Here is a 15,694-nt window from a genome sequence, read left to right on the forward strand (position 1 = left end):
GGCGCTAAGGCTCTAGTGCCGCTAATGCGCTAACTTACCCTGGCAAGCGGGTCCGGCCTGCAGCCGATAAGCCCGCAGAGCTGGCCGTTTCTCAACCTATTCTCCCGTTCCAGATATAACTCCGCAGCCCCCGGAATACGCCCGCCCGGTGGAAGGCTTCAAAAATAATGACCGACACAGGGCCAATCAAAAGCCCGGCTACCCCCAGCAGCTTCATGCCGGCGAACATCCCGATCAGCATGGCGAGCGGGTCCGCACCGACACTGCTGGCCAGAACCTTCGGCTCCAGCAGCTGCCGGGCCAGCACAATGAACCCGTACAGCGCCGCAAGTCCCGCGGCCATTGCCAAATCCCCCGTGAAATAAGCATACAGCGTCCACGGCAGCATTACCGCGCCTACTCCGAAATAAGGCAGCATATCGACAAGCCCAACCGCCAGCCCGATGGCAAGCGGCGACCGTACGCCGAGCAGCGCCAGGCCAATCATCACAAACACCGCCGTTATCGAGATCAAAATCAGCTGGGCGCGAAGATAGCCGGACAACGCCTTCTGCAGGCCTTCCCAGATTCCCGCGGCCGTTTCGGTGAACCGTACCGGCAGAAGCCGGGCAAGCGCCGTGTTATGCCGTTCCCAATGATTGGCGAGAAAAAACGCCGCCAGTACAACCACCGACAGCACGGTGCCCAGCTCGGGCAGCGCGGAGACCAGCTTCATCACTCCGTTAAAAAATCCGGTTACCAGCCCCGTTAGCGCGGAAGCGATGCTTTCGGTCGTCCGGCTGACGTTGCTGTCAATCGTCGCATGGTAGTCCGGGTTGCTGTTATAAAACAAATTAATTTCATTGATGATCCGCTGGATGCTGGCATTTTGGCTCCAGGACAACAGCACTTCTCTCCACTCGGCAATATGGGTATCCAGCGACTGGGTAAGCAGCACCAGCTCGCGCACCAGGCGGGTGATCACCGCGGTCAGGATCAGCGCCGCGGACCCCAGGATGGCGGTAAGGGACAGGATGACCGCCAGCGGACCGGGCAGGCCGGCCCGTTTTAGCGGCCGGACAAGCGGCCGGACGGCGTAAGCCAGCAGCCAGGCGAGCAGCAGGGGGTAAAAAAGCGGCAGCAGCAAATAGACGGCGGCCAAGCCTGCTGCGGCTGCGGACACCACGCCTACACCGCGCAGGGTCCGGTACAGCATCATCCGGTTCAAACCTGCATCCCTCCTTTTCTCCTAACCGTAAATATCGTTTTCTCCAGATTGTCCGTCCGTGTGATTTATGTATATTCACTTGTCCACCGGGACAATACCCTTCCTCCCAAAATCCCCGGGTCCGACGCAGGCAAAACTGCGCCTAACTTCATGAAAGTGATGAAACTTGTCTATCGTTTTCCGGGCATATAACCTGAAAACGTATTCATGAAACGGGGGTTTAAGAAGTTTTTTTCTATCTCTCCGATAAAATCATTTGATGCCTGAGGAAGCTTCCACGATGTTCACATAAACGTCAAAATCCGTTATGATGAGTAGAGATTAACTGTGCTGCGCCGATCCGGGCCGGTTGTCCGGGGGGACGATCCGCTTGCTGCGGCTTCTTCATTCTTCAAAATGTAAATGTTTTCATCCGGGCGCAAGCCACCAAACCCTATCCCTTGTTGGCAAAGGAGAGATGTACAATGACAGCTACCAAAGGCCTGGAAGGCATCGTCGCCGCCACTTCTTCCATCAGCTCCATCGTGGATGGCGTGCTCACGTACCGCGGATACGATATCGACGATCTCGCGGAACAAGCGACCTTTGAGGAGACCGCCTACCTGCTCTGGTTCGGCAGCCTGCCGACATCAGCGGAGTTAGAAGCGCTGAGACGGGATCTAAGCGCGTTTGCCGCGCTGCCTGAGCCGGTACTTGCGCAGATGAAACTGTACCCGAAGGAAGGCAGCACCATGGCTGCGCTGCGCTCTGCTGTTTCGGCACTCGCGCTTTACGATGAAAGTGCTGACGATATGAGCCGGGAAGCAAACGAACGCAAGGCAGTGAAGCTGCAGGCCCAGATCCCGACGATCGTTGCGGCAATCGCGCGCCTGCGCAAAGGGCTGGAGCCGGTTGCTCCGCTGGAGAACGTATCGATTGCCGAGAACTTCCTCTATATGCTGTGGGGAAAGAAGCCGGACGATGTTTCGGTCAAAGCGCTGGACCAGGCGCTTGTGCTGCATGCGGACCATGAGCTGAACGCTTCGACATTTGCGGGACGGGTAACGGTCGCCACGCTTTCCGACATTTATTCCGGTGTAACCTCGGCCATTGGCGCACTCAAAGGCCCGCTGCATGGCGGGGCGAACGAAGCGGTCATGAAGATGCTTGAAGAAATCGGAAGCCTGGAGAAGGTGGACGGCTACATCAAGCAGAAGCTGGATAACCGTGAGAAAATTATGGGCTTTGGCCACCGGGTATACAAGAACGGAGACCCGCGTGCGAAGCACTTGATGAAGATGTCGCATGAACTTGGTACAATGAAAGGCGACACCACGCTGTATGAGATGTCCGTGAAGGTCGAGGAACTGGTTACCGGGCAAAAAGGACTGAAACCGAATGTCGACTTCTATTCGGCTTCCGTGTACACACAGCTGGGCATTGAACGCGAGCTGTTCACGCCGATTTTCGCAATCAGCCGGGTATCGGGTTGGACTGCGCATATTCTCGAGCAGTACGAGGATAACCGGATTATCCGGCCGCGTGCGGAATATACCGGCCAGCTCGAAATGAAGTACGTACCGGTCGACGAACGCTAATCATCCAGCGTTCACTGCGGGAGCAGCGCCGGAGGGAACAGGCCAAGAGCCGGGCCCTCCGGCAGGCTGGCATGCCCGCTCGGGTTGTTTTTGACACCACTATTCAAGTACGATAGAGCAGAGCTCTACCACCTACCACCCAATAAGGAGGAACACCCACCAATGTTGAAACTGGAAAAATTCGAACTGCCGACGGAAGGCGAACAAATTACGATCAAGGAAGGCAAGCTGCAGGTTCCGGACCGTCCGATCATTCCTTTTATTGAAGGCGACGGCACGGGACGCGACATTTGGAAAGCCTCCAAGCGGGTGCTGGATGCGGCTGTAGACAAGGCATACGGCGGCTCGAAGCAAATCGCATGGTATGAAGTGTTTGCAGGGGAGAAGGCCTACAATACATATGGAGAGTGGCTTCCGAACGATACGCTCGAAGCGATCCGCGAGTTTATCGTAGCCATCAAAGGCCCGCTGACCACACCGATCGGCGGCGGCATCCGCTCGCTGAACGTGGCGCTGCGCCAAGAGCTGGACTTGTACGTCTGCCTGCGTCCGGTACGCTACTTCGACGGAGTGCCTTCGCCGGTGAAACGTCCGGAGCTGGTGGATATGGTTATTTTCCGTGAGAACACGGAGGATATTTACGCCGGCATCGAATATCAGGAAGGCACCGAGGAAGTCAAAAAGGTGCTGGAATTCCTGCAGAAGGAAATGGGCGTCAAAAAAATCCGCTTCCCTGAGACATCGGGCATCGGCATCAAGCCGGTATCGTCCGAAGGCTCCAAACGCCTTGTCCGGGCAGCCGTCGAATATGCGGTCAAGCATGGACGTAAGAGCGTGACGCTTGTACACAAAGGCAATATCATGAAATTCACCGAAGGCGCCTTTAAAAACTGGGGTTACGAAGTGGCCGAGCAGGAATTCGGCGACAAGGTGTTCACTTGGGCGGAATACGACCGCATTAAGGAACAGGAAGGAACGGATGCCGCCAACAACGCCCAAAAAGCGGCGGAGGAAGCCGGCAAAATTATTATTAAAGATGCGATTGCGGATATCGCGCTCCAGCAGGTCTTGACCCGTCCGACTGATTTCGACGTTATCGCAACGCTGAACCTGAACGGCGACTACTTGTCCGACGCGCTTGCGGCGCAGGTTGGAGGAATCGGTATTGCTCCGGGAGCGAACATCAACTATGTAACCGGGCATGCAATTTTTGAAGCCACACACGGTACGGCTCCAAAGTATGCGGATAAAGATGTCGTGAATCCGGGTTCCGTCATTCTGTCCGGCGTAATGCTGCTGGAACACCTGGGCTGGCAGGAAGCGGCCGATCTGATCTACAAAGGGATGGCAACGGCCATTAACAACAAAACGGTGACTTATGACTTCGCCCGTTTGATGGAAGGCGCAACGGAAGTAAAATGCTCCGAGTTTGCTGACGAAATCATCAAACATCTGTAAGGAGGGCGTTCATGGCAATCCAACGTTACAAGATTACGGTAGTCGGCGCCGGTTTTACCGGCGCTACCACCGCGCTGATGCTCGCGCAGAAGGAGCTGGGCGATGTGGTGCTGCTCGATATTCCCGCACTGGAGAATCCAACCAAGGGTAAGGCGCTGGATATGCTGGAAGCGGGACCGGTCCAGAAATTCGACAGCCAGATTACCGGAACCTCCAGTTATGAGGATGCCGCGAACTCCGACATCGTCATTATTACCGCGGGCGTAGCCCGCAAACCGGGAATGAGCCGGGATGACCTCGTAAGCACCAACGCCAACATTGTGAAGTCGGTTTGTGAAAATGTGAAACGGGTGGCGCCTGAGTCCACCGTCATCATTTTGAGCAATCCTGTCGACGCCATGACCTACGCAGCCTACCACGCCCTTGGATTTCCGAAGCACCGTGTCATCGGACAATCCGGCGTGCTGGACACCGCCCGTTACTGTACGTTTATTGCCCAAGAGCTGAACGTATCGGTCGAGGATGTCCGCGGGTTTGTGCTTGGCGGCCACGGTGACGATATGGTGCCGCTCGTCCGCTACTCCAGTGTAGGCGGGATTCCGGTTGACAAGCTTCTTTCTCCGGAACAAATCGAGTCCATCGTTCAGCGTACCCGGGTCGGCGGCGGGGAAATTGTCAATTTGCTCGGGAACGGCAGCGCCTATTATGCGCCGGCTGCTTCACTTGTCCAAATGACAGAAGCGATCCTGAAAGACAAGAAACGTATTCTTCCCGTCATTGCCTTACTTGAGGGTGAATACGGGTATGATAATCTGTTTATGGGCGTACCCGCGCTGCTTGGCGCAAAGGGAATCGAAAAGGTGTTTGAGCTGGAGCTTGCGCCGGAGGAACGGGCCGCGCTGGACCAATCGGCCGAATCCGTGCGGAGTGTAACGGCATTGGTTCCCGTTTAACCGCAAGCGCTTGTTCTGAACGCTTTTAAGGGTAGATTTAACAGCACAGAACGGCGGGATCACTTCATCCCGTGCTGCAGAACGCTGGAATAACCTCCTGGTTTCAGGGGGTTATTTTTATTACTTCAAAATAACCGTTTTATCGCCATCTAAAGTATGGAATATCACTGTAGTTTCATTAACCCAAGTAGGTTTTTTTATATTAAGCACTTCAAGATCTTCTTTTCGGTCCGAATCCCGAACCATTATGCTCAGGTCCATTCCATCCAATTTCTTTAGCAGCAGGCCCATGAAAGCAGTTTGGTAAAATTCATAAATATAGGTGGTTTCCCCTAAAGTAGCTGAACGGTGCCCAATCGTGAGCGTTTCCGTCCACAGCGGTGAATGAATACGATCATATTGCCAAGAAACGATAGAATTCAAGATAAAAATCCAGACAAAATAGATACCTAAAATAAAAGCAAGCAGGGAAGGTAAAATATATAACCACCATCTATCGAAATGAACGGCAATATAAAATAAGAAACCCGCATTGATCAGCAGCGGAATAAAAAATCCCGTTCCCTTAAAAAAAATCACTTCATAATTATGGGTATACGCAAAATATACGAGGAGATCGCAAACGAATAACAGAACAGCGGCGATCCAGATATAATATTTTGAAATAAGGTTACTTCTCATCTAATGCCTCCTGCTACAGGCAAACTCCTATGTTCCATTCAGAGACAAGGAAGTGTACCATCGAAGAATATCTATTTGGTATTTCCATGTGTGATTTATTTCAACTGGTCTACAAAAGTGTGCAGCTTAGCATAAGACTCAGAAATTAAAAAAGCTGCTGTTGCTTTATCCGTTGCCTCAGTCGGAAAGTAGGGCAAGGGATAAAATATTTGAAAATGATAACTGTCTGTTTTATTTTGGCTCGATGTTAAGTAATAAGCTAAAGCTACATAACGATCATAAGTAAATAGTTTCGGATTCGTGAACATCTTTTCGTATTCTGCCAAGACCTCACCTACACTTGTAAGTGTTCCCTCACGATAGACCTTTTCAGCGATTTTCTTGATTTCTGAATCAGCAAGTTGGTAGGGTTCTTTAGTGCTGTGGGGAGCCGCATACCAGTTTTCAAGCGCGGAATCGAAATGCTCTTGCGGTAATTCTTTTTGTTCGCCTACAGACTGTTTAATCTCTTGGATAAAAGCAGCTTTAGCTGGAGCGATCTCTGCTGCCTTTTTAGCTTGGATAGCCTTAAATGCTTCTGCATTTAACCTCTCTATATTTTGCAGCGTATCAAGGTCCTGAGGGAGGGTTGAATAGTTCCCTGCCGTCCAGTTCTCCAGCATTACGGAAAGTAGGGATGTGTTATTGTAACTACTTTTGTCCTGAGCCTTCTCTATAACTTCACTTAATGTGCTTAATCGCTCAGGGGTCATCTCTAACGATTGTTCCTTGGATGGGTTTCTAACTGTAAGATTTAGCTTAGTGTCCGCTAATAATTTCATCACCTGTACAGTGTAAATCTCATCAGGCACTTCATTTTTTGCCAATAAAGCAGATATGTCTTTCTCAGGCGAGTCGCCTATTACAGCAATTTTTGGCGTGCCAGCAACTGGTACCGGAGAAACACCTGAAGAAACACCTTCTTGCGTGAAATTGGTGTGCTCCATATTTTTGGGCTGAGCTTTCACTTCGTGCGCAGGATTAGTATAAAAAGTACGTACAAGCAAACTGGCGATTATTAGACCGGAAGCGGCAAATATGAGTTTTTTAGAGGTCATTATTAAACTCCTTTGGATCAGGATATATATGTTGACGCATTTTTGATGAATTTGTTTTACAAATGTTTTGAGATATTGTGTATTTTTGGAATATATATCTATTGTTTTAGTGGATTGGAGTTGGTCTGTTAATTCATTAAAATTTAGACCTTTATTTTGGAAACCTGATCCGTTACAGCGCCGTATATCCCTTCAAACCAGTAATTCACAGGAGGGAATGAGTTTATGTCGTTTTTTAACAAAATGCTGGCCAGTGTGGGGATTGGCAATGCGCAAGTAGATACCCGGCTGGAAAAATCCTCTTACGAACCGGGAGAATGGGTCCGCGGTGCCGTTCACATTAAGGGAGGCAGCGTCCAGCAGTCTGTGGACAAGATTTATATCAAGGTGATGACGGAATATATCCGGGAACACGACGACCGGAAGCATCATGAGAATTGCGAGATCGCCCGGTTTCATGTGTCTGACCGGATGACGGTGCTGCCGAACGAGACACGCGAAATTCCGTTTCAATTCGCCCTGCCGTTGAATACGCCGCTCACGCTGTCCGGCGTTCCGGTGTGGTTCCATACCGGGCTGGATATCGAAAGTGCGGTAGATCCGACGGACCGGGACAGAATCAACGTCACGCCTGACGCAGCGGCGAATGTCGTGCTGCAGGCGGTGGAGGGTCTGGGTTTCCGTTTTAAGGCGTCTACCTGTGAATATCATCCGCGGCTTGATCAAGGGGTGCCGTTTGTACAGGAGCTGGAGTTCTGGCCGGGCGGCGGCTATGCGGGCAGAATTCAGGAGTTGGAGCTGATCTTCCACCGCCGGTCGGACGGAATTTCCGTACTGGTGGAAGTGGACCGCCGGGGCCGTGGGCTTTCCGGATGGCTGGAGCGCTCGATGGATATGGATGAGCGGCAGGGATGGCTGCATTTCGGAATACATGACCTGCAGCAGGGCCCGCAGCACATCGCCGGGCAGCTGCATGGCATCATTGACTATTTCAGCAGATAACAGATATTTCCGCGAATAATAGGTATTTCAGCAGATAGCGGCAATGAGGTCCCGCCGATTAGGCGGGATTTTGGATGAGGCGTCGAACAGCCAGCTGAGCAGACCCGGCGGCATTACACCCGCTGCCCGCATTTTATGCGGCGGATTAGCAACAATTTTACGCCGGGGAATGCGGTTTCTTTTCTTCTCGTCTTTTTCTGGGTATAATACGTATAGTGTGTAATTATTATCATAGTTAAAGACGAGGAGGTATGTTATGGGTCAGGTGCTGTTTTTTCTACATATGATTGGAACGCTTGCCGTCGGGTTTTATCTGCTGCTGCCGTTTGTTCTTGGGCGTCTGGAGAAGTTGTCTGCCCCGGCAAAAGAGGGCATGCTTAGCGCAGTGACGGGACTGAACCGTTTTGCGCAATACGGGCTGGTAATTCAGCTGCTGACCGGCGGGTACATGATGTCGCAAGGGGAATATTCCGTGCCGTGGATGATCATTGTTACGCTGCTGCTGCTGGCCATGTTTGCGCTTGGCGGTATTATGGGCAAGCCGCTCCGGCTGGCTGCCGCGGGCATGCGGGAAAGCCGCGATGTGGCCGCTGAGACGGGCAAAATCCGTACGCTCAGCGCACTGTTGAGTGTTGCACTGCTGCTCATGATCTTTTTCATGGTGTATAATCATATCATCTGATGATTGTGCCGGTTTCAAGGATTCCGTCTTCCATAGAAATAGCCAACATATGGGGCGTCCGCCCGCTGCGGTTCTGCCCGTCTGCCGAAAGCCTTTGACAGCTAGTGCTGTCAGGGGCTTTTTGCTATGGTCAGGAATACTGGTGTTCTCCGAATCCTTGTTTGACTGCTGCTCAAGCGGGTAAGTTAAATAGCGTAAGCCGTGTTGGAAAAGGATGAAATGACAAGGCGGATGACATCCTAAACCGGGATGGCGTCCAGTGCCCCAAATCCAATTGCTATTTGCGCGAAAGGAGAATGGAATCATGTCTGACCAACAACAATCGCAAAAAACCATGCCGCCGCAGCATCAGGAGCGGCGTCCGGGCCTCGAATCGGAGATGACGCCCCGTCCGCAGTATGAACCGGCCGCTTATAAGCCGGCTGGCAAGCTGCTTGGACAAGCGGCGCTCATTACAGGAGGAGACAGCGGAATCGGCCGTGCCGTCGCGGTAATGTTCGCGAAAGAAGGCGCCGACGTGGTCATTTCTTATTTGAATGAACACAAGGATGCGGAGGAGACCAAACGTCAGGTTGAGCAGGAAGGACGCAAATGTATCCTCGTGGCCGGCGACATCGGCGTGGAGGCCTTCTGTCAGGACCTGATCAATAAAACGGTCGAAGGACTTGGAAAACTGGACATCCTGATCAACAACGCGGCCGAGCAGCATCCGCAGGAGTCGATTGAGGATATTTCGTCGGAGCAGCTGGAACGCACGTTCCGGACGAATATTTTTTCCATGTTTTATCTGACCAAAGCGGCGATGCCGCACCTGAAAGCCGGATCGAAAATTATCAACACCACATCGATCACCGCTTACCGGGGCAGCCCTCAGCTGCTGGATTACTCGTCGACCAAAGGTGCGATCGTTGCGTTCACCCGTTCCCTGTCCATGAATCTGGCGGAAAAAGGAATCCGGGTGAATGCCGTCGCTCCAGGACCGATCTGGACGCCGCTGATTCCGTCAACCTTCGACGAGAAGAAGGTTAGCGAATTTGGCGCCACCCAGCCGATGAAGCGCCCGGGCCAACCGGAAGAACTGGCGCCTGCTTACGTGTATCTCGCATCGGACGACTCCTCTTATGTGAGCGGCCAGGTAATTCACGTAAACGGCGGCGAAGTCATCAACGGCTAAACAGGTACAGTGGGACCCGGATATCCAGAAACTCGAGGCTTGAGATCTGAAATCTGAAATCTGAGATCCTGAAATCTGAAATCCTGAGATCTGAAACCCTGAGGTGTGAGATTCTGAGATCTGAGATCCAGCTCATCTGATATAACAGCAGCCCCCCGGCATATTTGCGCCGGGGGGCTTGTTCGTGCTGAGGCTCCTATTCATTTGGTTCGTGCCCGGTTTCCGGTCCGCCGGAAAGTTCATCAAGCGACAGAGCGAAGCTGGGGGCCATATGTTCAAGAAAATAAGCGACAGCCGGCAGCCCGGATTCCCGCAGCTTTGCTTCGGTCTGAGTTTTGGCGGCGGCAAATTCGCGGTTGCCGGAGGCGACCTCCATCACGCATTTCAAATAAGCGTCCAGGCGGTCGGCGGCTTTGACGTAGACATGGAGTTCGGCCTCTTCTTCGTTCAAGCCGGCGGCGTCCGGGGCCAGCAGCGGAGCGTATTCGTCCCGCATGGGTTCGGGAATCATGGATACAAGCCGTTCCGCGGCGGCCGCCTCCATCTCGCGAAAGCTGGACAACAGCCGGGCATTGCCGTGCTTAACGGGCGTGGCAATGTCGCCGGTAAATACTTCGGTCGCATCATGGAATAAGGCCAGTGCGGCGGCGCGGTCAGCGTTCAGACTCCGCCCGAACTGCACATTTGCGATCGTGCAGAGCAGATGGGCCAGCAGTGCGACATGGAACGAGTGCTGGGCGACATTTTCAGGGGCAGTGCTGCGCATCAGGCTCCAGCGCCGGATATGCTGAAGCCGGTATAAATAAGCGGGAAACGGAAAGCTCAACTGCTCATCATCCTTTCGGCGGGCGTTAACGCTTCGTTAATATTCGCTTGCTATGCTATTATAATATCGAACCAAAAGAAAACAAATTGCGCAGCAGCAAGAGGAGGCAGAAGATCATGCGGCCTGGATATATCCGGGAAGGGTTTCAGGAGGTTACGCCGTATTTTATCGTGGAGAATGCCGAAAACCTCATTCATTTTGTGGCAGCTTGCTTTGGTGCCGAAATTCAGGTGCTGGAACGCCACGAGCACAAAGGTGTTGTACGCCATGCCGAGCTGCGCATTGGAAGCTCTGTGATCGAGGTGTCGGAAGCCAGTGCATTTTATCCGCCGGTCCGGCAGACGATTCATCTGTATGTTCCGGACACCGATGCCTGTTACCGGAAGGCGCTGCAGCTTGGTGCCGAAAGTATAAATGAGCCGCGGGACATGCCTTACGGAGAGCGCGGAGCGGGAATCCGGGATCCGCACGGGAACCAGTGGTTTCTCGCCACGGTGAACGTCCGGGAGGATTAAACCGGCTTTTTTTTGAACAAAACATTTCAGATCACCTGAAGCAACCGGCGGCAGCCGTGATTCTATCTTAGAAGGATGAGACCTTATCTTATGAGACCGTTCCGCATACGCCTTACCATGATTTTAATGATTTTGATCGGGATATCGATGCTTGGGGCCGGTTTTACGCTTGCCCATTTTTTTCGCGAATCCCATATCTCTGCCCTAGAAGAAAACATGTCCCGGGAAATAAAACTCCTGGCGGGGACGTTCAAGTTCCAGCCTACGGAGGGAACGGACGCATATGCTTACTATACTGAGGAGGCAAAACGGATCGCAGAGCTGACGGAATCCCGCGTCACCTTTATTACCCGCGACGGCCGGGTGATCGGCGATTCCGAACGGGACCCGCAGACCATGGACAACCATTCGGGCCGGGAGGAAGAAGTGCTTGCGGCACAAGGCGGCTTTGGACGATCGATCCGCTTCAGCGAGACGATGGACCGGGATATGCTGTATGTAGCCGGAGCGGTCACTTCGGGGAAGGCTTTTGACGGATATATCCGTCTCTCCATGGGACTTGATGCAGTGGAGGACGGGCTCCGCCGGGGCTGGATGATTATGGGCGGCGGTCTGGTGTTGCTTTTTATCGCTGCCACGCTGGTCAGCTACAAAGTTGCCTCCAGCATGACGTCTCCACTGGAGCAGATTACCCGGGTGGCCCGGCGGATTACCGATATGGATTACGACGCCCGTGTTCCGTTTCACCGCAAAGATGAAATCGGACAGCTGGGAATGGCAATTAATACGATGGCGGACAGCCTGCAGACCCAGCTGAAAACGATCCGGGACAACGAAGACCTGCTGCAAAGCGTCTTGGATAACATGACCGGCGGGATTCTGGTGGTCGGCGCTGACGGCGAAATCGCCCTCGTGAACCGGGCGGCCGAACGGATGCTGGATGTGGACAACCGTGAAATGGCGGGTCTGTCTTACCGCGAGCTAAAACGTCATTACGAACTGACCCGTGTTGTGGAAGAAGGGCTGATGCGCAGAGAGCAAATCCACGAGGAACGCGTAGTGTATAACCCTGGCGAACGGATAATCCGGCTGGACGGGGTGCCGATGAACCAGGGCGGCGAATACAACGGGATGTTGTTCCTGCTGACAGAGGTTACCGAAATCCGCAGGCTGGAGCGGATGCGCAGCGAGTTTGTCGCCAATGTGTCGCATGAGCTGAAGACGCCGGTTGCGGCGGTCAAGGGTTTTGCCGAAACACTGCTTGGCGGGGGAGTGACGGACGAGAAGACGGCGCGGTCATTTTTGCAGATTATTTATGATGAAAATGAAAGGCTGAACCGGCTGATCGGAGACATTCTGGAGTTGTCCAAAATTGAATCCAAACGCGCCCAGCTCGAATGCTCGCCGGTGCATCTTGCTCCGTTTTTCGATTCGCTGGCCGGCACGATGAGCAAGGTTGCGGAGAAAAAGAAAATCAGTCTCAGTGTCGATGTTCCCGAAGAACTGTTTATCGAAGCCGACGAAGATAAGCTGCGGCAAATTTTCCTCAATCTGCTCTCCAACGCAATTAATTACACGCAGGACGGGGGAAGCGTGAATGTTGCAGCGGACAGCAAAACACTGGAAGACGGCTCGGAAACCGTGGTGTTTGCGGTAACCGATACGGGGATGGGCATTCCGCGCAAGGATTTGCCGCGGATTTTTGAACGGTTTTACCGGGTGGATAAAGCAAGGTCCAGAAGCTCAGGCGGTACAGGCCTCGGGCTGTCGATCGTCAAGCATCTGGTGGAGCTGCACCGCGGATCGATTTCGGTTGAAAGCGAGCTGGGGATCGGAAGCTCGTTTATTTTGGAGCTGCCTTTGCTGCAGGAAGGAAAATAAAAGAAGATTGGACGGCGAGGGCCGCAGGTTTTACACCGCGTTAACATTTCGGTGATATGATGGGCTTGGCGCTGTTTTGCGTAAATTTATTTTTTACAAGTGAATGGAACTGGGTATTATTACATCTTATATAGAAGACGGGGGAACCTATGGCACAACGATTGCTGGTCATTGAAGACGAACCGACGCTGTCCCGGCTGCTGTCCTACAATTTAACGCAGGAGGGGTATGACGTTACGGTAGAGGATCATGGTACCGCAGGGTTTGACCGCGCGGCAAAAGAAACGTTTGATCTGATCGTGCTTGATCTTATGCTGCCAGGAATGAACGGGATCGATATCCTGGACAAGCTTCGGTCCCAGGGGATTCGTACGCCTGTTATTGTGCTGACTGCAAAAAACACTGAAGAAGATGTCGTTCGCGGACTGAAGTCGGGGGCGGACGATTACATCACCAAGCCGTTTGGTGTATCCGAGCTGCTGGCCCGGGTCAGTGCGGTTCTGCGGCGGGTATCCGGGGTGAGCGAAGAACCGGTTTCCGATGCGGCCGCTTCGCCTTCGACGATTATTTTGGGGCAGCTGGAAATTTATCCGGAACGTTATGAAGTGTCGCTTGGGGGGCACAGCATTAACCTGCGTCCCAAGGAGTTTGAAGTGCTGCTGTATCTGGCCCGCAAGCCGGGTGTGGTCCTGACGCGGGACGATTTGATGAACGCGGTCTGGGGCTTCGATTATATCGGCGGCCAGCGTACGGTCGATGTTCACGTCAGCTCCCTGCGCAAGAAGCTGGAGCTTGACCCCGAGTCGGTGCATATCGATTCCATTCGCGGCGTCGGCTATAAGCTGGTGGTTAATAAAAAAAGAACTCCGGTCATTTAAATGCCAGGACCCTTGTCGCGCCATGACAGGGGTCCGCGTTTTTGGGAGAGAAGGGAACGGAGAAGGTAAAGGAAGAAGAAAAGGACAAGGACAAGGACAAGGACAAGATCAGGCCGCCAATAGTTCCCCGGTCCTGGTTCAAACGACAGATATTAACATAACGTGAACCCAATCCTTAAGCTGAGTTTACATTTGCTTGTTATTCTGTTCACATACAGTAACAGGTTGGGGGAATGCGGGATGACATTGCTGGACAAGCTAGACCGACTGGAAAACTTGGCGACGGATAAAAAAGAGGAAAGGGCCCGGCCGCTGAATAAGGACACCTCCGGCGCTTCCGAACAGCGCATGGCGGCCGTAAGCCGGCCCGATGGGATGCCGCGCGGAGCGGACACCATGTTCCAGCCGGAACTCGTCCGGCCAGAGGCGGCTGTTCCGCGGCCTGTAGCGAAAGACGCGGTTCCGCAAGCGCCTGCTGCCGCGTCCAGCCGAACGGAAACGGCCATGACGCCAGGCGGTTTTGAAGCAGCCGCTGCGTTCAGCCGGGCGGACGCATCAGCGATGTCCGCCCCGGCAGAGACCGCCGGCAGCGAACAGGCCGCTTCGGAGCGGCCCGGTCCGGCTTCTGCCCGTCCGGCGGAGGCCGATGTCCGGCAGTACACGATCCAGGTTCCCGCCGTTACGCTAACGGCAACCTGCCGCGAGGTGCTGGGCGTGTTCCGGGAGCATGCGGAGGCGCCATGCGCCGTAGTAGCCGGCGAAGATGGAGCACCGGCCGGTCTGCTGATGCGGGACGCCTTTTACCGGCGTTTGGCGGGACGGTTTGCCGCCGAGCTGTTTTATGACCGCGCCGCCAGCCTGTTTGCCGATACGGAAGCCATGAGGTTTGAAGGGTCCGGGTCGCCAGAGGAACTGATTCAGCAGGCGCTGCAGCGGCCCGAAGCGCAATTTTATGACTGTATTCTGATTTTGGAGCAAGGCAAGCTGTCCGGTGTCATGACCGTAAAAGATATGATGCTGCTTTCGGGGCGTCTGCAGGAAATCGCACAGCGTCAGCGCGACGAAGCGGTGGCCGACAGCTACAGCCATATTTCCGGCATTGAGGCGGCGCTGCTGGAAACTGCCTCCGCAGCGGGCACCACGCAGGAGGAATGCCGCCGGATGGAACACTGGATCTCGTCAGGTACCAAGCGGCTGGTTGAAGTCAAAACCTCGTACTTACGGGTAGATCAGCGGATGCGCAGCCAGCAGGAGCAGGTAAGCCGCCTGCTTGAGGATGTGGAGCAAATTTCCTCTATGACCGGCGAAATCGGCGGGATTGCGGAACGGAGCGGACTGCTGGCCATTAACGCCTCGATTGAAGCGGCGCATGCTGGCGAGCATGGCCGGGGATTCCAGGTTGTTGCCGGCGAAGTGCGTATGCTAGCCCAGCAGACACGGCAGCTGTCTGCGGCCGTCAGTGTGCTCCTGGAGCACATTGTCCAATTGGCGCGGGAGACGTCAGAACTGACGGAGGCGGGTGTCGCCGAGGTCGGCGGCAGCGCAAAAGATGTCGAGCAGGCCGAAGCGGTTTTTGCGGATTTGCAGGTTGCGGTGCAGACGGTTGAACAGTCCGGAAGCCGCGCTTCACGTCTTGCCCGGGAAAGCGCAGAGCGGGCGGAGGATGTAAAACATAAGCTGCAGGTCATGACCGGCGATACAAGTTACGAAAGGTAAGCTGCTGCGGGTAAAGGGGGATTTTACAATGCGTTTACAATTCCCTA

At 53.8% G+C, this 15,694-nt stretch carries 14 protein-coding genes; 10 read left to right on the forward strand and 4 right to left on the reverse strand.

Going from position 1 to position 15,694, the window contains the following annotated elements:
- Positions 1–91: 91 nt before the first annotated feature.
- A complete protein-coding gene (ytvI, locus tag ACE6ED_RS02990; RefSeq protein ID WP_410825474.1) occupies positions 92–1,207 on the reverse strand; it encodes a sporulation integral membrane protein YtvI in 1,116 nt (371 codons plus the stop codon).
- A gap of 464 nt (positions 1,208–1,671) precedes the next feature.
- Here ytvI and citZ point away from each other — a divergent pair, with 464 nt between their 5' ends.
- The 3 genes from citZ (at position 1,672) to mdh (ending at position 5,195) form a co-directional block, all read left to right on the forward strand.
- Positions 1,672–2,784 carry a citrate synthase gene (gene citZ / locus ACE6ED_RS02995; RefSeq protein ID WP_410825475.1) on the forward strand — a complete coding sequence of 371 codons (1,113 nt, stop codon included), beginning with the start codon at positions 1,672–1,674 and terminating at the stop codon, positions 2,782–2,784.
- Positions 2,785–2,946: 162 nt separating this feature from the next.
- On the forward strand, positions 2,947–4,242 hold the full coding sequence (icd, locus tag ACE6ED_RS03000; protein WP_410825476.1) for an NADP-dependent isocitrate dehydrogenase: 1,296 nt from the start codon (positions 2,947–2,949) through the stop codon (positions 4,240–4,242).
- A gap of 11 nt (positions 4,243–4,253) precedes the next feature.
- Positions 4,254–5,195, forward strand: coding sequence for a malate dehydrogenase (mdh, locus tag ACE6ED_RS03005; RefSeq protein ID WP_410825477.1), 942 nt, complete (start codon positions 4,254–4,256; stop codon positions 5,193–5,195).
- Positions 5,196–5,315: 120 nt separating this feature from the next.
- Here the strand turns inward: mdh and ACE6ED_RS03010 are convergent, their stop codons facing one another.
- Together ACE6ED_RS03010 and ACE6ED_RS03015 are read right to left on the reverse strand one after the other, a co-directional pair.
- Positions 5,316–5,876, reverse strand: coding sequence for a hypothetical protein (locus ACE6ED_RS03010; RefSeq protein WP_410825478.1), 561 nt, complete (start codon positions 5,874–5,876; stop codon positions 5,316–5,318).
- 95 nt (positions 5,877–5,971) lie between these two features.
- Positions 5,972–6,973, reverse strand: coding sequence for a hypothetical protein (locus tag ACE6ED_RS03015; protein WP_410825479.1), 1,002 nt, complete (start codon positions 6,971–6,973; stop codon positions 5,972–5,974).
- Between the two features lie 225 nt (positions 6,974–7,198).
- Here ACE6ED_RS03015 and ACE6ED_RS03020 point away from each other — a divergent pair, with 225 nt between their 5' ends.
- From ACE6ED_RS03020 to ACE6ED_RS03030, 3 genes are all read left to right on the forward strand, one after another.
- On the forward strand, positions 7,199–7,975 hold the full coding sequence (locus ACE6ED_RS03020; RefSeq protein ID WP_410825480.1) for a sporulation protein: 777 nt from the start codon (positions 7,199–7,201) through the stop codon (positions 7,973–7,975).
- 256 nt (positions 7,976–8,231) lie between these two features.
- Complete coding sequence (locus ACE6ED_RS03025) at positions 8,232–8,657, forward strand: hypothetical protein (protein ID WP_410825481.1); 426 nt, start codon at positions 8,232–8,234, stop codon at positions 8,655–8,657.
- Between the two features lie 304 nt (positions 8,658–8,961).
- A complete protein-coding gene (locus ACE6ED_RS03030; RefSeq protein WP_410825482.1) occupies positions 8,962–9,831 on the forward strand; it encodes an SDR family oxidoreductase in 870 nt (289 codons plus the stop codon).
- 196 nt (positions 9,832–10,027) lie between these two features.
- On the opposite strand, the gene yfbR is transcribed toward ACE6ED_RS03030, so the two are convergent.
- Entirely contained in the window at positions 10,028–10,657 is a 630-nt protein-coding gene (gene yfbR / locus ACE6ED_RS03035; protein WP_410825483.1) for a 5'-deoxynucleotidase, read from the reverse strand.
- Positions 10,658–10,773: 116 nt separating this feature from the next.
- On the opposite strand from yfbR, the gene ACE6ED_RS03040 reads away from it, so the two are divergent.
- The 4 genes from ACE6ED_RS03040 (at position 10,774) to ACE6ED_RS03055 (ending at position 15,647) form a co-directional block, all read left to right on the forward strand.
- Positions 10,774–11,172, forward strand: coding sequence for a VOC family protein (locus ACE6ED_RS03040; protein ID WP_410825484.1), 399 nt, complete (start codon positions 10,774–10,776; stop codon positions 11,170–11,172).
- A 90-nt stretch (positions 11,173–11,262) separates the two neighbouring features.
- Positions 11,263–13,053, forward strand: coding sequence for a two-component system histidine kinase PnpS (gene pnpS / locus ACE6ED_RS03045; protein WP_410825485.1), 1,791 nt, complete (start codon positions 11,263–11,265; stop codon positions 13,051–13,053).
- A 149-nt stretch (positions 13,054–13,202) separates the two neighbouring features.
- Positions 13,203–13,931, forward strand: coding sequence for a response regulator transcription factor (locus tag ACE6ED_RS03050; protein ID WP_410825486.1), 729 nt, complete (start codon positions 13,203–13,205; stop codon positions 13,929–13,931).
- A 240-nt stretch (positions 13,932–14,171) separates the two neighbouring features.
- The gene (locus ACE6ED_RS03055; protein ID WP_410825487.1) at positions 14,172–15,647 is read left to right on the forward strand and encodes a methyl-accepting chemotaxis protein; all 1,476 of its coding nucleotides are present in this window, start codon (positions 14,172–14,174) and stop codon (positions 15,645–15,647) included.
- Positions 15,648–15,694: the final 47 nt, after the last annotated feature.

The sequence above is a fragment of the Paenibacillus nanchangensis genome (assembly GCF_046543445.1).
Classification (GTDB): Bacteria; Bacillota; Bacilli; order Paenibacillales; family Paenibacillaceae; genus Paenibacillus_AQ; species Paenibacillus_AQ nanchangensis.